This window comes from Pseudomonas sp. FR229a (assembly GCF_030209115.1).
Classification (GTDB): domain Bacteria; phylum Pseudomonadota; class Gammaproteobacteria; order Pseudomonadales; family Pseudomonadaceae; genus Aquipseudomonas; species Aquipseudomonas moraviensis_A.
The window spans coordinates 1-17,612 of the sequence record NZ_JARVSP010000035.1 but is presented as its reverse complement, the minus strand read 5'-3'; the positions used below and the strand labels follow the sequence as shown (position 1 = coordinate 17,612).

Below are 17,612 nucleotides of genomic sequence, written 5' to 3'. Positions count from 1 at the left end.
TTCGCGAGCAGGCTCGCTCCCACATGGGATTTGTGGTGAGCCAGATAAATGAAGTACACCCTCGAAGACCTGCTCCATCTGATGTCCCGTCTGCGCGATCCGCAGTTCGGTTGTCCGTGGGACATCAAGCAAACCTACGCGACCATCGTCCCGCACACCCTCGAAGAAGCCTATGAAGTGGCCGATGCCATCGAACGCGGCGATCTCGATCATTTGCAGGGCGAGTTGGGCGATCTGTTGTTTCAGGTGGTGTATTACAGCCAGTTGGCCAAGGAAGAAGGGCGGTTCGAATTCGCCGGAGTGATCGACAGCATCACGCGCAAACTGATTCGTCGTCATCCCCACGTATTCCCCACCGGCGATCTGTACGCGCCGCTTGACGTGCCGCGCTTGAGCGAAGCGCAGGTCAAGCAGCGCTGGGAGGAGATCAAGGCCGAAGAGCGCGCGGAAAAATCCGCGGCGCCCGAGCAGTTGTCGCTGCTCGACGATGTGCCGGCCACGTTGCCGGCACTGTCGCGCTCAGCCAAGTTGCAGAAGCGCGCCGGGCAGGTCGGTTTCGACTGGCCGGACGCCTTGCCGGTGCTCGACAAGGTCCGCGAAGAGCTCGATGAAGTGCTCGAAGCCATGTCCGAAAACGATCCGGTGGCGGTGGCCGACGAGATCGGCGACCTGCTGTTTTCCGTGGTCAATCTGGCCCGGCATCTGAAGGTCGATCCGGAAACCGCCTTGCGCGGCGCCAACGGCAAGTTTGAAAGACGTTTCCGTTTCATCGAACAGGCATTGCGCGACACCCACCGTCCCATGGAAGATTGCACCCTCGAAGAGTTGGACGCCCTCTGGGGCGAAGCCAAACGCCAGGAAAAGAATGAGCCCAGCTGCGGCTGAGCCGTTGCCCAAGTGAGTAAGCATTGATGAGCCTTTCCCTTCGCGACCAGTTGCTCAAAGCAGGCCTGGTCAATCAAAAGCAGGCCAAGCAGGTCAGCAAAGACAAGCAGAAGCAACAGCGTCTGGCCCACAAAGGCCAGGCCGAGCTGGATGATTCGCAGCAGCGCGCCGCCCAGGAAGCCATGGCCGAGAAGGTCAAGCGCGACCAGGAGCTGAACCGTCAGCAGCAGGAGAAGGCCGAGGCCAAGGCCCGCGCCGCACAGGTCAAGCAGTTGATCGAGGTCTCGCGTCTGCCCAAGCTGACCACCGAGGACTACTACAACTTCGTCGACGACAAGAAGGTCAAGCGCATCTCGGTCAACACGCTGATGCGCAACAAGCTCAGCAGCGGTTCGCTGGCGATCGTGCACCACAACGGCGGCTATGAAGTGATTCCCCGTGAAGCGGCACTCAAGATTCAGGAGCGCGACCCGCAGCGCATCGTCCAGCTCAACGTGCAGACCGAAGAGGTCAACGCCGAGGACGATCCGTACGCGGCTTATCAGATCCCTGACGATCTGATGTGGTAAGCGATTGTGGCGAGGGAGCTTGCTCCCGCTGGCGCGCGAAGCGGCCCCGCTCTTTATCCTGAGAGCAGGGCCTGCTGCGCAGTCCAGCGGGAGCAAGCTCCCTCGCCACAATGTGCAATGTTTGCCTGATCAGGCGGACTTCAGTTCTCTTTGCTGTTCCTGCATTTCCAGTTCGGCCTTGTAGTTGTGGGCATCGATCTCGTTGTGGAACATGCCGACCAGCAAGTCTTGTTGATGCACGTCCCAGATACGGATACCGGCGGCCAGGCCTTCGTGGGACATGTGTGAATCGTCGCGTTCAGTTACTTTTACAGTCATCTGCTAGCTCCAGATCTCAAGTTGCTGCACCAAGGCGTGTGCAGGACTCTGTTATAGGATTTGTTAGCCAGCTAAGTAAACCGCCGATTGGCGCAAGGTGTTGTTGCGGATTTCGCAACAGTGCTGCAGCCCGCGTAAACCGCGACATTCGGTCGCAGGGTGATTGGTTTCATGACGAATCTTTCATCTCCAGCGCACCGCGAAACCCTGTAGGAGTGAGCCTGCTCGCGATAGCGGAGTGTCAGCCACAGAAGATGTTGGCTGATCCAGCGCTATCGCGAGCAGGCTCACTCCTACAAAGGATTTTTGTCGGCTCGGAGATTCCATAGACCAAAAAAAACGCCCCGAACCAGTCGGGGCGTTTTCATGTGTGGCTCGGCAGTGGGGACTTACTTGCCTTCCCAGCGCTTCAGCACCAGCGTGGCGTTGGTGCCGCCGAAGCCGAAGCTGTTGCTCATCACAGTGTTGATGGTGGCGTTCTCGCGGGTCTTGGTCAGCACCGGCAGATCGGCCACTTCCGGGTCCAGCTCGTCGATGTTGGCGGAGCCGGCAATGAAGTTGCCTTCCATCATCAGCATGCAGTAGATCGCTTCATGCACGCCGGCAGCGCCCAGGGAGTGACCGGACAGGCTCTTGGTCGAGCTGATCGCTGGAGCCTTGTCGCCGAACACTTCACGCACGCCTTTCATTTCCGCGACGTCGCCGACCGGAGTCGAAGTGCCGTGGGTGTTCAGGTAGTCGATCGGGGTGTCGACGGTGGACAGCGCCTGCTGCATGCAGCGGATTGCGCCTTCACCGCTCGGGGCAACCATGTCGTAGCCGTCGGACGTTGCGCCGTAGCCAACGATCTCGGCGTAGATTTTCGCGCCGCGGGCCAGAGCGTGTTCCAGCTCTTCGACGACAACCATGCCGCCGCCGCCAGCGATGACGAAACCGTCACGGTCCTTGTCGTAGGCGCGGGAAGCTTGTTCCGGGGTGTCATTGCGCTTGCTGGACAGGGCGCCCATGGCGTCGAACAGGAAAGACTGGCTCCAGTGCTCTTCTTCACCGCCACCGGCGAAGACGATGTCCTGCTTGCCCATCTGGATCTGTTCCATGGCGGTACCGATGCAGTGAGCACTGGTGGCGCAGGCAGACGCGATGGAGTAGTTCAGGCCCTTGATCTTGAACGGCGTGGCCAGGCAGGCGGAAACGGTGCTGCTCATGGTCCGCGTGACGCGGTACGGGCCGACGCGTTTCACGCCTTTCTCACGGAGGATGTCCAGCGCTTCCATCTGGTTCAGCGTGGAGGCACCGCCGGAGCCGGCGATCAGGCCGGTGCGCGGATTGGACACCTGCTCTTCGGTCAGGCCGGAGTCAGTGATGGCGTCTTTCATGGCCAGGTAGGCATAAGCCGCTGCATGGCCGACGAAGCGATAGATCTTGCGATCGATCAGCTCTTCAAGGTTGAGGTCGATGGAGCCGGAAACCTGGCTACGCAGACCCATTTCAGCATATTCCGGGTTGAACCGGATGCCAGGGCGGCTTGCACGCAGGTTAGCGGAGACGGTCTCTTTGTCATTGCCCAGGCACGAAACGATGCCCAGACCAGTGATAACGACGCGGCGCATGCGAATAACCCTTAGAAGTTGTCAGTGGAGGTGAACACGCCGACGCGCAGGCCTTCGGCGGTGTAGATTTCGCGTCCGTCGACACTCACCGAACCATCGGCGATGGCCATGTTCAGCTTGCCCTTGAGGACGCGTTTGATATGAATGTTGTAAGTGACTTTCTTGGCGGTCGGCAGCACCTGACCGAAGAATTTCACCTCGCCCGAACCCAGCGCACGGCCGCGGCCCGGCAGGCCTTGCCAGCCCAGGAAGAAGCCGACCAGTTGCCACATGGCATCCAGACCCAGGCAGCCCGGCATCACCGGATCGCCTTCGAAATGGCAGGCGAAGAACCACAGGTCAGGGTTGATATCCAGTTCGGCGACCAATTCACCTTTGCCGTACTTGCCGCCTTCTTCGCTGATATGGGTGATGCGATCCACCATCAGCATGTTCGGGGCGGGCAGTTGCGCGTTACCTGGGCCGAACAGCTCACCGCGACTGCAGCGCAGCAGGTCTTCCCGAGTAAAGGCGTTTTGTTTGGTCATGCGAGCTCCTCAATAATCCCATGCGGCAGGTGGGGCAGATCTTCCCGACCGTTCGAAGCGTTCATGCCTCGAACCGGCAGCCTACTCATAGACTATTGCGTTGTGGTGAAAGTCACAGCACCAAGGACATGAATGTACACTTGTGCACTGAAATTTTTAATCAAGCCCCTTTTGGGGCTCGTTCGGGTGCCTAAGACTGCCGCACTTTCGCTTTTCACGCCAGTCGCAGATGGTCGAAAGGCCCACACTACGACACCCAGCGCTGCAAAATCTGCTGCAGGTCATTGCGTTTGAACGGCTTGGCCAGGTAATCGTTCATACCCGCCGCCAGACAGGTTTCGCGGTCGCCCTGCAAGGCATTGGCAGTCAGCGCGATGATCGGCACATCGCGGCGTCCGGGCAGGTCGCGAATCTGCCGCGTGGCCTCGTAGCCGTCGATGACCGGCAGACGGCAGTCCATCAGAATCACTTCGAATTCGCCGTCCCCGGCGCTGCGCACCGCTTGCGCGCCATCGGTCGCCACGCTGACGGCAAAACCCAGACTGCGCAGCATCGCTTCGATCACGGTCTGGTTGACCGGGTTGTCTTCGACCAGCAACACATGACGCCCGTCGCCCTGACCGTTGCCGTTCAGCGCACGCGGCGCGGCCAGCGCCGGCATTGCCTGCTTATAGAGCGCCAATGGAATTTCCAGAGTGAACACCGAACCGCGTCCTTCCTCACTCTGCGCGCGCAAGGTGCCGCCCATGCGTTCGGCGAGCGTGCGCGCGATCGGCAGACCCAGGCCGGTGCCGCCGTAACGGCGAGAGATCGAGCTGTCGGCCTGCTGGAAGGCATTGAACATCAGCTCCAGACTCTGCGATGAAATGCCGATGCCGCTGTCGCGCACCGAGCAGGTGAACCACAGCAATTCATGATCCAGCGATTGCCATTGCGCCTCGATGCTGACCCGGCCCTGCTCGGTGAACTTCAAGGCATTGCCGACCAGATTGACCAGAATCTGCCGGATCCGTGTCGGATCGCCCTGCACCTGCAAACCGCGCATGTCGTCGGGAATGCGCAGATTCAGCGCCAGGCCTCGCTGCACCGCACTGTGCTGGAACGATTGCGCGCAGGCGCCGATCAGCTCGGCGAGGTTGAACGGAATGTGCTCAAGCTCCAGCTCCGAACGTTCGATTCGCGAGAAGTCGAGAATGTCGTTGATGACCTTGAGCAAATGCTCGGTCGACTCCGAAGCGAGAGCGGCGTATTCCACCTGCTCGTCGGTCATCTCGGTGGTTTCGAGCAACTGCAGCATGCCCAGCACGCCGTTCATGGGTGTGCGCAGTTCGTGGCTCATCATCGCCAGGAAATCCGATTTGGCGTTGTTGGCCTTTTCCGCTTCTTCGCGGGTCTGGATCAGTTGCGCCATCGCCTGTTGCTGTTCGCGACTGGCCTGTTCCAGCGCCTGGGCGAGGTTGTTGATGTGCTGCGACAGCGCGCCCAGTTCGGTGTCGTCGACAATCGGCAGCGGGGTTTTGTAGTCGCCTTCCTGAATGGCCTTGACTGCGTCGCCGATGTCGCGGATCGGTTGCGACAGACTGCCGGCCAGACGCCGGGCGACGACGAAGGTGAAGAGCAGGGCAAACAGCGCGAGAATCCCGGCCTTGAACAGGATCTCCTGCTGGCGCTGACTGAAAGCGTCGTTGGACAGGCCGACGATCACCCGCCCCAGATAATCCTCGCCCGCGGCGCTGTTGCTGACTTTGCCGTCCTGGAAAAAATCATTGTGCAAAGCGATCCGCTGCAGGCGCACCGGGGCCTGGAACACTTCGACCTGATGCGGGCGGCTGTGGCTGTCGGCCGGTTGTTCGACATACACCAGAATCCGGTTGGCGCTGTCCTGCACTTCGAGAAAACGCACATTGGGCGTGGCCAGTGTCGCTTTGAGCAGGCTTTCCAGCACTTCGTTGTTGCCCGAGATCACCCCGTATTCCGTGGCCGGGGCCAGTTGGTTGGCGATCAACTGGCCGGTGTGGTTCAGCTCCTGACGCAAATCCTGGATGCGCACGAAGGTAAAGAAGCTGATCAGCAGCAACGTCAGCAACAGCGCCGGGCCGAGGCTGATCAGCTGCGTGCGGGTGTTGATGTCCCAACGGCGACGGAAATTCATGGGCGGCGCTCTCCTTCGGCCAAGGCACTGGCGACAGATGCTTCATTCAACGGTTCGATGCCTAGGGAACGAGCCACCTGCGCATTACTTGAGACTTTGAAACGATCGGGATAGAGCGCCCGCGGCCATGCGCTGGTCGGCTGATCGAGCAAATGGTCGAGGATCGCCAGCCAGTCGCTTTGATCGCTGTAGGTACTGGCGAGACTGCCAGCGCGAACGAATGCAATGTTGGGGCCGATCAGCGCAACCTGCCGCGAGTAGCTGCTGAGCAACAGATTCTTTGCAGTTTGTGAGTTGTACAGATCGGGGTCGTCGAGACCGAGCAATACGTCGCTGTTTTTCAGCACGGCTTGCAACGGACGGCTGTCGTGGGTGTTGTCCCAGCGCTGGCTGACGATGTCCAGATTCAAGGACCGGGCAGCCACGCGCAGTTCGTCGAGAAGGAATTCGCCGTGCTCATCGAACAGCACGCCGACGCGCCGGGCCTGGGGCAGAATTCGCCGGATCAGTTGCAGTTGTCGGCTCAGCGGCGGGTCGCTCCACAGCAGACTCAGGCGCGCCGGGTGGGCATCGGCGAAACGCTGGCGCGCCTGCAAGCGGCTGATGCGCAACACCAGGGTCGACGGGCCTTGCGCGTCCTGCAGGCGCCAGTCGAGGCTCGGCAGATCGAGCAGGATCAGGCGCAGGCTGGCCGGCAGTTTGCCCGGCGCCGGCAGGCTCGCCAGCGGCTGAAACCGCACGTTGTCGGTCGGGCGCAGTTCACTCAATGCTTGGACGAACGCCTGCACGCCGGGGCTTTCCTCGGCGCCGGTCAGGAGAATGTCGGCGGCCTGCACCGCGACCCCGTGCAGCCACGCGGTCAAGAACAGGCAGAGCCCCGCCAGCCAGTGGCCAAGGGTTGGCGTCTTCCGTGACGAGCCGTTGCGCATCCTAGAACTCCAGCTCGGCGCTGAAATACATCACCCGGCGTTCGTCATAATTGTTATCGACGAAGGTGTTCGGCTGATGGTCGAGACGCTGTTGCAGCACGCCCGCCAGTTGCAGCTGCGCTTTGCCAATGGCGATGCGTTTGGCGATGCGCGTGTCGACGCGTTCGAAGCGATAGCCGTTGAGCGCGTTGTCACCGTAATAGAAGAGGGCGCTGTTCCAGCCATGGCCCCAACTGCGCAGCCAACCGGCGGAACCGCTGTTGCGCGAGGTGAACTGCTGATCCAGCGGATTGCTCGCCTCGGCGTCGACGAAGGCGTAGGTGAAGCGCAAACGGTCGGCGCTGCTGAGGCGCCAGTCGAGTTGCGTTTCCGTGCCGCGAAAGCGCGAACTGTTGGCGTTGCTGGCGATGTACTGATTGTTGCGCAGCGGCTCGCTGATCATCCCGGTGATTTCGTCGTAGAACAGCTTCACGTCTACGGCCAGTCCGAGTTCGGCGAAATAGCCGTTGTAGCCCAATTCCCGCGAGCGCATGTGCTCCTGATCGAGATCGCCAGGGCCGCGGGTCTTGACGAAATAGCGCGCCGACGACTGGCCATACGCCGAAGGTCGCAGGTTGCTGACCTGATAGCTCCAGTTGACGTTGTTCTCGAACATGTCCGGCGAACGGATCGCCTCCGAGTACACCGCGCGCAGGCCGTGACGCGGGTTGATCAGGTAGTTGACCGCGAAGCGCGGGGTCAGCGAACTGCCGATCAGTTGCGTGTCTTCGAACATCGCACCGCCCTGCACCAGCCAGTGCTCGGTAGCGCGCCATTCCAGTTGGCCGAAGGCGCGCCAGGTGGTGTCGTCGAGGGTACCGTTGAAGTACGTCTCGGAGTCGGCGCGGTCGTAGCGGTAGTTGAGGCCGCTGACCAGACGCAGGCTGTCGGACAGGCTGAGGGTGTCCTGCAGTTCGAGGTCGTAACGCGACTCGCGGGCGCTCTGATCGATGTCGCCGCACAGGGTTCTGCTCGCGCCGTTACGCCATTGTTCGAGCACCTGATTGGCCAGGGCCATTTCCTCTGGCGTGCCGGGTGCCGCGCCGGGGCCGGTGAACTGGCTGATATTACGCGCCAGGCGTTCGGTGTAATTCGGGTTGAGCTGCCACAATTGCGTCAGTTCAGGACTGAACGACACCTCGGCATCGCAGGCGCGCCAGACTTGCTGGCGGTCCCAATGCTGCGCCGAGCCTTGCACGTACAGGCTGTGGTCCGGGTTGAGATCGAGGTTCCAGCGCACCGAGCCGGCGTAATCCTTAGCGACCACGTCGGAATTGTTCCCGGCGTCGGTAATCCCGGAGAACACCGGTCGGTAGGTATAGGGCCGTTGATTGCTGCCGTCCTTGGCGTTGAGCTGCCAGTCGAGGCTTTGTCCTTCATTGAGGTCGTGACTGACCGCCAGACTCAGACGATTCAAGCGCCGACTGTCGCGGTAATCGGCGCCGTTGCGGTCGCTGTCGAAACCGTCATCTTCCTGGCCGGACAGCGACAGGCGCAAATCGCCGCCATCCCAACCGGTGCCCTGGCTGGCATAAAAGTCGTTGATGCCGCGCTGGCCGCGAGTGATTTTCAGGCGCGTGCCGTGACTGTCGGCCGGATGGCGAGTGATGATGTTGATCACCGCCATCAATGCGTTGGCGCCGTAGCTGACGGTGTTCGGGCCGCGAAACACCTCGATCCGCTCGATGTCTTCCATGGCCACTGGAATATCGCTCCAGTCCACCGTCGCCAGACCGGCGCGATACACCGAACGGCCATCGATCAGCACCTGCATGCGTCGTGCTTCGCTGGCGTTGGTCCCGTGGTAATTCACCGCCGGCTGATTGCCGTTGATGTTGCCGACCATCATCCCCGGCACCAGCCGCAACAGTTCGCTGATATCGCGGGCACCGCTGGCAGTGATCAATTCGTTGTCGAGGACGGTCATGCTCCCGGGCACTTCTGCCGGCGTCTGCTTCAGCCGCGTGGCCGTGAGCACCGGCGGCAGCGTCTGGCTGTCGACGAACAGGTCGTCCGCCAGCACCAGCGGGCTGAACAGCAGTGCCAGTAGCAGGGGCGAGCGCGGGGGAGGAGGGCCAGAAAACACGACACAGCCTGTAGAGAGAAGAATTGGCGCGCATGTTAACCGAGGGCGGCGACTTTTCCAGTGACGTTACAGGCATTTTCCTAGGCTTTATTGGTCTTCTTCCTACAAATGTCGGTAATTGTTGCTGGGGCTGGCCGCCACCGGGGCGCCCCGTATAATGCCCGGCATCGCCACTGGTATGGATTAACGGATTGCATATGACTGAACAGCGCCCGATTGCGGTCCTGGGAGGCGGAAGTTTTGGTACCGCCGTGGCCAATCTGCTGGCCGAGAACGGCCATCAAGTCCTTCAGTGGATGCGTGACCCCGAGCAGGCCGAGGCCATCCGGGTCAATCGCGAAAACCCACGCTACCTCAAAGGCATCAAGATTCTGCCGGGGGTGAGCGCCGTCACCGACCTGCAGGCCACCCTCGACGCCTGCGATCTGTGCTTTGTCGCGCTGCCCTCCAGCGCCTTGCGCACGGTGCTTGCGGCCCACGCCCAGCGCTTGAGCGGCAAGATGCTGGTCAGCCTGACCAAAGGCATTGAAGCGCAGACCTTCAAACTGATGAGCCAGATCCTCGAAGAGATCGCCCCGCAGGCGCGAATCGGCGTGTTGTCCGGGCCGAACCTGGCGCGGGAAATCGCCGAACATGCATTGACCGCCACAGTGGTCGCCAGCGAAGACGAAGAGCTGTGCAAACAAGTGCAAGCCGCGCTGCACGGGCGCACCTTCCGCGTTTACGCCAGCGCCGACCGGTTCGGTGTCGAGCTGGGCGGGGCGTTGAAAAACGTTTACGCGATCATCGCCGGCATGGCGGTTGCGCTGGAGATGGGCGAGAACACCAAGAGCATGCTGATCACTCGCGCCTTGGCCGAGATGACCCGCTTCGCTGTGAATCAAGGCGCCAACCCGATGACCTTTCTCGGCCTGGCCGGGGTCGGCGATCTGATCGTGACGTGTTCGTCGCCCAAGAGCCGCAACTATCAGGTCGGTTTCGCCCTTGGTCAGGGCTTGAGCCTCGACGAAGCGGTGTCGCGTCTCGGCGAAGTCGCCGAAGGGGTCAATACCCTCAAAGTGCTCAAGGCCAAGTCCCAGGAAGTCGGTGTGTACATGCCGCTGGTCGCCGGGCTGCACGCAATCCTGTTCGAAGGACGCACGCTGGAGCAGGTGATCGGTCTACTGATGCGTGCCGAGCCGAAAACCGACGTCGACTTTATTTCCACCAGCGGTTTCAACTGATTCAGCTGTTACACGGACAGGAAGCAAGCCATGAACGATCCGAAAACCGAAACCCAATACGAATCCATTCTCCTGCGGGTGTTGTGGATGATCGTTTATCTGCTGGTCTGGCAAGTCGCGCAATTCATTCTCGGCGCGGTGGTACTGGTGCAACTGATCTACCGTTTGATCTACGGCGCACCGAGCGCCAGCCTGATGAATTTTGGCGACAGCCTCAGCCAGTTCCTCGCGCAGATCGGCCGCTTCGGCACGTTCCACAGTGACCAGAAGCCCTGGCCGTTCGCCGACTGGCCAGCGCCGCGCACCCCGGAAGGGGAAACGCCGCACACCGTCGCCCCGGCCGCGCATCCGGTGCGCGATGAGGAGCCCAAACTATGAAACTCTGGGTATTGCGTCACGGTGAGGCGGTGCCTCACGGTTCGAAAATCGATTCCGAACGTGAGCTGACCGAGCACGGCCGCAAGGAAGCCCTGACGAGCGCGGCGCATCTGATGGGCCAGCCGCTGACCGCGATTTACGCCAGCCCTTACCTGCGCGCGCAGCAGACTGCGCAGATCGTTCGTGAGGTACTCGGCTTCGAGCCGGAGATTCGCACGGTCGACTGGCTGACGCCGGATACTGATCCCGACAAGGTGGCCGAGCAATTGGTTGCGGTGAGCAATGTACTGCTGGTCAGCCACAACCCGTTGGTGGGCAATCTGCTCAGCTATCTGCAACATGGCGCCGGGCATCCACCGGAGCGGGTCAGTACAGCGGGACTGGCGGAGCTTGAACACAGTGAACTGCTGATTGGCTCAATGAAGCTCAATAGCCTTAAGCACCCTTAAAAGCAAAGATCGCAGCCTTCGGCAGCTCCTACATTGGAATGCATACCCCTGTAGGAGCAGCCGAAGGCTGCGATCTCTTGATCTTGTCTCTTTTGGTAAAAAATTCAACCAAGCACTTGCTTGGTTGACTACGCTTGCTCCAGACCCAAAAACAGGAGCGAGTCGCATGTCTGCCGCCTTCCGTTTGCCGCTGGACGTGTTCTACGAACGGGAAGCCCGGCACCCGCGCCAGCGCTTTCTGGTGCAGCCCATTGGTGGCGGCCAGGTCGAGACGCTGAGCTGGGCGGACGTCGGCCATCAGGCACGCTGCGCGGCCCACTGGCTACGGGCGCGGGAATTGCCGCCCGGCAGCCACATCGCCCTGATCTCGAAAAACTGCGCGCACTGGATCATCGCCGACCTGGCGATCTGGATGGCCGGGCATGTCTCGGTGCCGCTGTATCCCAACCTCACCGCGGAATCCGTGACGCAGGTGCTGACCCACTCGGAAAGTGCGCTGGCGTTCATCGGCAAGCTCGATGACTGGGCAGGCATGTCCCAAGGTGTGCCGGCGGGTTTGCCGACCATCAGCCTGCCGCTGCATCCGCCGGGCGAATTCGATTTCAATTGGGCGGACCTGCAAAGCTGTTCGCCGATCCAGGACGATCCGCGTCCGGCCGCCGAGCAACTGGCGACGATCATCTACACCTCCGGCACCACCGGCCTGCCCAAAGGCGTGATGCACAGTTTCGCCAATCTCGGTTTCGCCACCAGTCGGGGCACGCAGCTGTTCGGGCTCAACGAGAACGATCGGCTGCTGTCGTACTTGCCGCTGTGTCACGTCGCCGAGCGCATGTTTGTCGAACTGGCGTCGATCTACACCGGACAGACGGTTTTTTTCGCCGAAAGCCTCGACACCTTCATTACCGATCTGCAGCGCGCGCGCCCGACGGCCATGTTTGGCGTGCCGCGTATCTGGACCAAATTCCAGATGGGGGTGTACAGCAAGATCCCGGCGCAGCGTCTGGACTTTCTCCTCGGGCTGCCCTTTATCGGCAAGCGGGTCGGGCATAAAGTGCTGGCCGGGCTTGGCCTGGATGCCTTGCGCGTGGCGTTGTCCGGTGCCGCGCCAGTGCCGCAGACCTTGCTTGCCTGGTATCAGAAACTCGGCCTCGATGTGCTGGAGGTCTACGGCATGACCGAGGGCTGCGGTTATTCGCATATCTGCCTCCCCGGGCAATACAAGCAGGGCTGGATTGGTCAGCCGTGCCCGGAAGTGGAAGTGCGCATCGATGAATCGGGCGAAGTGCAGGTGCGCAGCCAGGCCAACATGCTCGGTTATTTCAAGGAGCCGCAGAAGACCGCCGAGACTTTGACCGCCGACGGTTTTCTGCGCACCGGCGACAAGGGCGAGCAGGACAGTGAAGGGCGCCTGCGCCTGACCGGGCGTCTCAAGGAAATCTTCAAGACCAGCAAAGGCAAATACGTCGCGCCGGCGCCGATCGAAAACCGTCTGGCCGTGCATTCGCGCATTGAACAAGTGTGCGTAGTCGGCGATGGCCTGAGTGCGCCACTGGGGTTGTGCGTGCTGTCGACGGTCAATCAGCAAGAGCCCCGAGCGAACCTGCACGCGAGCCTGGAAAAGCTCCTGGAAGAGGTCAACGCCGCCCTCGACAAGCACGAACGCCTGCGCCGGCTGGTGGTGGTCAAGGACAACTGGGCGGTGGACAACGGCTTCCTCACGCCGACCCTGAAAATCAAACGCAATGTCATTGAAGACCGCTACGGCGCGCGCTTCGAAGAATGGAGCGCGCGCAGTGAGGCGGTGCTGTGGCAGGATTGAGCGTCGACTACAACAACAAAGGAAGTCTGCGATGAGCTTGTGGCGTACTGCACCCGACATCGAACAGTTGAACGCAATCCAGAAGAACACCATTGGCGAAGTGCTGGACATTCGCTTCGAAGCCTTCGACGAACAATCGCTGACCGCGAGCATGGTCATTGACCATCGCACCCATCAGCCCTACGGTCTGCTGCATGGCGGCGCATCGGTGGTGCTGGCGGAAACCGTCGGCTCGATGGCCAGTTATCTGTGCATCGATGCCAGCAAGTTCTATTGCGTCGGCCTGGAGATCAACGCCAACCACTTGCGTGGCTTGCGGAGCGGGCGAGTGACCGCGGTGGCCACGCCGATCCACATTGGCCGCACCACACACGTCTGGGACATCCGCCTGACCAGCGATGAAGGCAAGGCCAGTTGCGTGTCGCGCCTGACCATGGCGGTGGTGCCGCTGGGGGAAAAGCCACCATTGCGCTGACAATTATCGAGTTCCGTCAGGGCCAGCCCTCTTCCAGAGGGAGAGGGGGCCGACCGTGTGGTTTCGGCGATCGTCGTAGACCTGAAAGATCTGCGTGTTCCAGAGTGAGTTCTGATCGGCGGTTTCGCGCCGACCTTCAGAATTGAATTATCCCCGATCGCTCCCTTTCCCCCCTCGCCGCCTTTGGGGGAGAGGGGGAAGCAGTCTCGTTCACACACCCATCACCCTGACCAGACTGTCATCATTCCTGGCACTTACAGTCATTGCTGCGGCGCCGGGTCTTGCGGACAATCAACGCCACGTTTCTCGTCCAGTGGATTTGCCCGCATGTCGCAACCGATCTTTTTCGCCCACGCCAACGGTTTCCCTTCGGGGACCTATGGCAAGTTGTTCGCGGCGCTGGCGCCGGAGTACCGGGTCGCGCATCTGGAGCAGCATGCCCATGACCCGCGTTTTCCGGCGGACGACAACTGGTACAACCTCGTCGATGAGCTGATCCATCACCTGGAACAGCAGGAGCAGCCGGTGTGGGGCGTCGGGCATTCCTTTGGCGGTCTGCTGCACCTGCACGCAGCGTTGCGCTGTCCCGAGCTGTACCGGGGCGTGGTGATGCTCGATTCGCCGGTGCTGACCCGCACCGATCAGTGGGTGATTCGCGCGGCCAAGCGCTTTGGTTTCATCGATAAGCTGACCCCGGCCGGGCGCACGCTCGGGCGCCGTGAAGAATTCGCCGATCTGGACAGCGCGCGCAGTTACTTTGCCGGCAAAACCCTGTTTCGTGGTTTCGACCCGGAATGCTTCGACGCCTACCTGCAACACGGTTTGCATCAGGTCGACGATAAACTGCGCCTGCGTTTTGATCCCGCCACGGAGATCAGCATTTATCGCGGCGTGCCACACACCAGCCCCGGGCGTACCCGGCAATTGCAGGTGCCACTGGCCATGGTGCGCGGGCACAAGAGCCGCGTGGTCATGCGTCATCACACACGCTTCGTTTCGCGTCTGCCGCAAGGCGAGGCGCTGAGCATGCCCGGCGGGCACATGTTTCCGCTGGAGCGCCCGCAGGACACGGCACGGTTGCTCAAGAGCCTGTTCATGCGCTGGGAACAGCGACAGAACAAGGATTGCGCATGAGCCCGACCTGCGAAGAAGTACGCCTGAACCTGCCGCACATCGAGCTGGCCGCGCACCTGTTCGGCCCTGACGACGGCTTGCCGGTGATCGCGCTGCACGGCTGGCTCGACAACGCCAACAGCTTTGCCCGGCTGGCGCCGATGCTCAAAGGCTTGCGCATCGTCGCGCTGGACATGGCCGGGCATGGCCATTCCGGGCATCGGCCGAACGGCGCCGGTTATGCCCTGTGGGACTACGCCCACGATGTGCTGCAAGTCGCCGAACAACTGGGCTGGAAGCGTTTCGGCCTGCTCGGGCATTCGATGGGCGCGATCGTCTCGATGGTCCTCGCCGGTTCGCTGCCGGAACGCATCAGTCATCTGGCGCTCATCGATGGGGTGATTCCTCCTACAGACAAAGGAGAAAACGCCGCCGAGCGCATGGGCATGGCCCTGCAGGCGCAACTCGATCTGCGGGAAAAGCGCAAACCGGTCTACACCACCCTCGAGCGTGCCATCGAGGCGCGGATGAAAGGCCTGGTGGCGGTCAGTCGCGAAGCCGCTGAACTGTTGGCCCAACGCGGCTTGATGCCGGTGCCTGGCGGTTACACCTGGCGCACCGACAATCGCCTGACGCTGCCATCGCCGCTGCGCCTGACCGAGGAACAGGCGATGGCATTCGCTCTGCGCGTCAGCTGTCCGGCCCATCTGGTGGTCGCGGCGGATGGCATGCTGGCCAGGCATCCCGAGCTGCTGCAGCGTCTACCGTTCAGTCACGAACAGTTGCCGGGCGGGCATCATCTGCACCTGAATGACCAGGCTGGCGCAGGTCTTGTAGCAGACTGTTTCAATCGCTTCTTCGCCATGCCTTGACTTGCTGCGGGCAACTGCCGAGGCTGGGCGGGTTGAAATGGGAGACAAACTCGATGGATTTCTATACCGCTGCGACCCCGACCCGCCCAGCCTTGACCGTCCGGTGAGCCTGACTATGCGGTCACTCAGTCTTTTCGCGCTGGGCTGCTTCAGCTCCTTATCGTTCGCCGCCGATGTGCCGGGCAGCCATGATCTGCAGATCGTGCCGCGTCTGGCCGACGCGCAGATCGTCGACTATCGCCCGGCTGCCGAGCTGGAGCGCATCTATCCGCTGGGCTCGATCCGCAAGATCAGCGGCCAGTTGCGTTTCGACAGGCAGATCACCGCCCGCGGCCAGACCACCTCGGTGACCTACGAATTGCCGCCGGAACATTCCGCTACCGAAGCCTTCACCGCCGCCCGCGAAGCTCTGCAAAAGCAGGACGCCGAGCTGCTGTTCTGGTGTCAGGCCCGTGATTGCGGCGAAAGCAGCCTGTGGGCCAACGAGGTGTTCGGCAACGCCAAGTTGTACGGTTCCGATGAGCAACAGGCCTATCTGTTGCTCAGGCTGGCGGCGCCAAAGGACAACACGTTGGTGGCGCTCTACAGCATCACGCGTGGCAATCGCAAAGCCTATCTGCATGTCGAGCAATTCGAGGCGACTGCGCCATTGGGCGAGTTGCTGCCAACCTCAGCGACCCTGTTGCGGCAGTTGAAAAGCACTGGCGAGCTGGATTTCCCGAAACTTGCCGATGAGCCGGATGTCACCTGGCTGCGCCTGATTTCCCGGGGGCTGAATCTCGATACGACCTTGCGGGTCACGGTTTCCGGGCCCAGGGCCGAAGCCTGGCGCCAGGCGTTGATCACTCAGGGGGTGCGGGCGGCGCGGTTGGAAACCGGCAATCTCGAAGGCTCTGGCCTTCGCATCGACCTGTTGCGATAAGCTGTGCCCGGCGAGCATGCGATGCGTGTTCGCCTACTCTTTCGCTGACTGACTTTGCCGGGACTTTCCATGCTCAATAACGATCGCCTGCTGGTGCAGATTCTGCTGCTGGTGTTGTTTGGCGCCAGCCTGTGGGTGATGGCGCCGTTCTGGTCGGCGCTGTTCTGGGGCGCGGTGCTGGCATTCGCCAGTTGGCCGCTGATGCGTTTGCTGACCCGTGCGCTCAATGGCCGCGAATCGCTGGCCGCGTTGATCCTGACACTGGGCTGGATGTTGCTGGTGGCCGCACCGTTGGTTTGGCTGGGGTTCAATCTCGCCGATCATGTGCGCGATGCCACAGCATTCATCAAGGATGTGCAGGTCGACGGTCTGCCCGAAGCACCGACCTGGCTGGGCAGCGTGCCTCTGGTCGGTGAGCGGCTGGTGGCGATGTGGGACAGCATCGACCAGCAGGGCGCGGCGTTGATGGTCTCGATCAAACCGTATCTGGGGCAGGTCGGCAACTGGCTGCTGGCACGCAGCGCGCAGATCGGCGGCGGGATTCTCGAGCTGACGCTGAGTCTGGTGTTCGTATTCTTTTTCTACCGTGACGGGCCGCGACTGGCGGCGTTCGTGCACAGTCTGCTGCAGCGCTTGATCGGCGATCGTGCCGGGTATTACATCGAGCTCGTGGCCGGAACTGTTCAGCGGGTGGTCAATGGCGTGATTGGTACGGCGGCTGCGCAGGCGGTACTGGCGTTGATCGGCTTTTTGATTGCTGGCGTTCCGGGGGCGCTGGTGCTGGGGATCGTCACGTTCCTGCTCAGCCTGATTCCGATGGGGCCGCCGCTGGTGTGGGTGCCGGCCACGGCGTGGCTGGCGTGGAAGGGCGATTACGGGATGGCGGTGTTTCTCGGGATCTGGGGGACGTTCATCATCAGTGGCGTGGACAATGTGCTCAAGCCGTATCTGATCAGCCGTGGCGGCAATCTGCCGTTGGTGATTGTGTTGCTCGGGGTGTTTGGCGGGTTGATTGCGTTTGGGTTTATCGGGTTGTTTATTGGGCCTACGTTGTTGGCGGTGGCTTATAGTCTGTTGACGGATTGGAGTAAGAGTCAGGCTCGGGTCTAGGGGGGCTTGGCGGCCTTTGGGCCGACCATGCTGCTTGGGGTTTTGGGTGAATATCCGTTTTTGCGGTAACGGCGACTTAGGGTTCCGCCCTTACGGCGGGTCACCTTTTTCAAACGCCAAAAAGGTAACCCAA

The 17,612-nt window shown here is 61.5% G+C and carries 17 protein-coding genes; 11 read left to right on the top strand and 6 right to left on the bottom strand.

All coding sequences use genetic code 11. From position 1 onward, the window contains the following. Window positions 1-48: 48 nt before the first annotated feature. Both mazG and QRN33_RS25075 read left to right on the top strand, forming a co-directional pair. The gene (mazG, locus tag QRN33_RS25080; RefSeq protein ID WP_042607161.1) at window positions 49-885 is read left to right on the top strand and encodes a nucleoside triphosphate pyrophosphohydrolase; all 837 of its coding nucleotides are present in this window, start codon (window positions 49-51) and stop codon (window positions 883-885) included. A 26-nt stretch (window positions 886-911) separates the two neighbouring features. Next, window positions 912-1,454 (top strand): DUF2058 domain-containing protein, encoded by a 543-nt coding sequence (locus QRN33_RS25075; RefSeq protein WP_016773645.1) that lies wholly within the window; start codon window positions 912-914, stop codon window positions 1,452-1,454. Between the two features lie 129 nt (window positions 1,455-1,583). On the opposite strand, the gene QRN33_RS25070 is transcribed toward QRN33_RS25075, so the two are convergent. From QRN33_RS25070 to QRN33_RS25045, 6 genes are all read right to left on the bottom strand, one after another. Continuing rightward, a complete protein-coding gene (locus tag QRN33_RS25070) occupies window positions 1,584-1,772 on the bottom strand; it encodes a hypothetical protein (protein ID WP_042607160.1) in 189 nt (62 codons plus the stop codon). A 389-nt stretch (window positions 1,773-2,161) separates the two neighbouring features. After that, window positions 2,162-3,382, bottom strand: a complete 1,221-nt coding sequence (gene fabB / locus QRN33_RS25065) for a beta-ketoacyl-ACP synthase I (RefSeq protein ID WP_016773647.1) — start codon at window positions 3,380-3,382, stop codon at window positions 2,162-2,164. A gap of 11 nt (window positions 3,383-3,393) precedes the next feature. Continuing rightward, window positions 3,394-3,909, bottom strand: coding sequence for a 3-hydroxyacyl-[acyl-carrier-protein] dehydratase FabA (fabA, locus tag QRN33_RS25060; RefSeq protein WP_024013962.1), 516 nt, complete (start codon window positions 3,907-3,909; stop codon window positions 3,394-3,396). Window positions 3,910-4,156: 247 nt separating this feature from the next. Next, window positions 4,157-6,061, bottom strand: coding sequence for an ATP-binding protein (locus QRN33_RS25055; RefSeq protein WP_285410768.1), 1,905 nt, complete (start codon window positions 6,059-6,061; stop codon window positions 4,157-4,159). Then, on the bottom strand, window positions 6,058-6,990 hold the full coding sequence (locus QRN33_RS25050; RefSeq protein WP_065616801.1) for an ABC transporter substrate-binding protein: 933 nt from the start codon (window positions 6,988-6,990) through the stop codon (window positions 6,058-6,060). Before QRN33_RS25050 ends, QRN33_RS25055 begins: the two co-directional genes overlap by 4 nt. A gap of 1 nt (window position 6,991) precedes the next feature. Next, window positions 6,992-9,115 (bottom strand): TonB-dependent receptor plug domain-containing protein, encoded by a 2,124-nt coding sequence (locus tag QRN33_RS25045; RefSeq protein WP_285410766.1) that lies wholly within the window; start codon window positions 9,113-9,115, stop codon window positions 6,992-6,994. A gap of 197 nt (window positions 9,116-9,312) precedes the next feature. Here QRN33_RS25045 and QRN33_RS25040 point away from each other — a divergent pair, with 197 nt between their 5' ends. From QRN33_RS25040 to QRN33_RS25000, 9 genes are all read left to right on the top strand, one after another. Continuing rightward, complete coding sequence (locus tag QRN33_RS25040; RefSeq protein ID WP_042607156.1) at window positions 9,313-10,338, top strand: NAD(P)H-dependent glycerol-3-phosphate dehydrogenase; 1,026 nt, start codon at window positions 9,313-9,315, stop codon at window positions 10,336-10,338. 30 nt (window positions 10,339-10,368) lie between these two features. Further along, entirely contained in the window at window positions 10,369-10,716 is a 348-nt protein-coding gene (locus QRN33_RS25035) for a DUF4389 domain-containing protein (protein ID WP_083352189.1), read from the top strand. Continuing rightward, on the top strand, window positions 10,713-11,165 hold the full coding sequence (gene sixA / locus QRN33_RS25030) for a phosphohistidine phosphatase SixA (RefSeq protein WP_042607154.1): 453 nt from the start codon (window positions 10,713-10,715) through the stop codon (window positions 11,163-11,165). Before QRN33_RS25035 ends, sixA begins: the two co-directional genes overlap by 4 nt. Before the next feature lie 166 nt (window positions 11,166-11,331). Further along, the gene (locus QRN33_RS25025; protein WP_285410761.1) at window positions 11,332-12,987 is read left to right on the top strand and encodes an AMP-binding protein; all 1,656 of its coding nucleotides are present in this window, start codon (window positions 11,332-11,334) and stop codon (window positions 12,985-12,987) included. A gap of 31 nt (window positions 12,988-13,018) precedes the next feature. Beyond that, window positions 13,019-13,462: a hotdog fold thioesterase gene (locus QRN33_RS25020; protein ID WP_285410760.1), complete on the top strand. Its 444-nt coding sequence runs from the start codon at window positions 13,019-13,021 to the stop codon at window positions 13,460-13,462. Between the two features lie 327 nt (window positions 13,463-13,789). Continuing rightward, on the top strand, window positions 13,790-14,596 hold the full coding sequence (locus QRN33_RS25015) for an alpha/beta fold hydrolase (protein WP_042607151.1): 807 nt from the start codon (window positions 13,790-13,792) through the stop codon (window positions 14,594-14,596). Next, the gene (locus tag QRN33_RS25010) at window positions 14,593-15,447 is read left to right on the top strand and encodes an alpha/beta hydrolase (protein ID WP_227972854.1); all 855 of its coding nucleotides are present in this window, start codon (window positions 14,593-14,595) and stop codon (window positions 15,445-15,447) included. Before QRN33_RS25015 ends, QRN33_RS25010 begins: the two co-directional genes overlap by 4 nt. A gap of 115 nt (window positions 15,448-15,562) precedes the next feature. After that, window positions 15,563-16,369, top strand: a complete 807-nt coding sequence (locus QRN33_RS25005) for a DUF4892 domain-containing protein (RefSeq protein WP_285410756.1) — start codon at window positions 15,563-15,565, stop codon at window positions 16,367-16,369. A gap of 69 nt (window positions 16,370-16,438) precedes the next feature. Next, window positions 16,439-17,479 carry an AI-2E family transporter gene (locus QRN33_RS25000; protein ID WP_042607148.1) on the top strand — a complete coding sequence of 347 codons (1,041 nt, stop codon included), beginning with the start codon at window positions 16,439-16,441 and terminating at the stop codon, window positions 17,477-17,479. The last annotated feature ends 133 nt before the right edge of the window (window positions 17,480-17,612 follow it).

Bases quoted from the DNA above. Each gene is read 5' to 3' on its own strand.
- mazG (WP_042607161.1), top strand. From the start codon at position 49: ATGAAGTACACCCTCGAAGACCTGCTCCATCTGATGTCCCGTCTGCGC.
- QRN33_RS25075 (WP_016773645.1), top strand. From the start codon at position 912: ATGAGCCTTTCCCTTCGCGACCAGTTGCTCAAAGCAGGCCTGGTCAAT.
- QRN33_RS25070 (WP_042607160.1), bottom strand. From the start codon at position 1,772: ATGACTGTAAAAGTAACTGAACGCGACGATTCACACATGTCCCACGAA.
- fabB (WP_016773647.1), bottom strand. From the start codon at position 3,382: ATGCGCCGCGTCGTTATCACTGGTCTGGGCATCGTTTCGTGCCTGGGC.
- fabA (WP_024013962.1), bottom strand. From the start codon at position 3,909: ATGACCAAACAAAACGCCTTTACTCGGGAAGACCTGCTGCGCTGCAGT.
- QRN33_RS25055 (WP_285410768.1), bottom strand. From the start codon at position 6,061: ATGAATTTCCGTCGCCGTTGGGACATCAACACCCGCACGCAGCTGATC.
- QRN33_RS25050 (WP_065616801.1), bottom strand. From the start codon at position 6,990: ATGCGCAACGGCTCGTCACGGAAGACGCCAACCCTTGGCCACTGGCTG.
- QRN33_RS25040 (WP_042607156.1), top strand. From the start codon at position 9,313: ATGACTGAACAGCGCCCGATTGCGGTCCTGGGAGGCGGAAGTTTTGGT.
- QRN33_RS25035 (WP_083352189.1), top strand. From the start codon at position 10,369: ATGAACGATCCGAAAACCGAAACCCAATACGAATCCATTCTCCTGCGG.
- sixA (WP_042607154.1), top strand. From the start codon at position 10,713: ATGAAACTCTGGGTATTGCGTCACGGTGAGGCGGTGCCTCACGGTTCG.
- QRN33_RS25025 (WP_285410761.1), top strand. From the start codon at position 11,332: ATGTCTGCCGCCTTCCGTTTGCCGCTGGACGTGTTCTACGAACGGGAA.
- QRN33_RS25020 (WP_285410760.1), top strand. From the start codon at position 13,019: ATGAGCTTGTGGCGTACTGCACCCGACATCGAACAGTTGAACGCAATC.
- QRN33_RS25015 (WP_042607151.1), top strand. From the start codon at position 13,790: ATGTCGCAACCGATCTTTTTCGCCCACGCCAACGGTTTCCCTTCGGGG.
- QRN33_RS25010 (WP_227972854.1), top strand. From the start codon at position 14,593: ATGAGCCCGACCTGCGAAGAAGTACGCCTGAACCTGCCGCACATCGAG.
- QRN33_RS25005 (WP_285410756.1), top strand. From the start codon at position 15,563: ATGCGGTCACTCAGTCTTTTCGCGCTGGGCTGCTTCAGCTCCTTATCG.
- QRN33_RS25000 (WP_042607148.1), top strand. From the start codon at position 16,439: ATGCTCAATAACGATCGCCTGCTGGTGCAGATTCTGCTGCTGGTGTTG.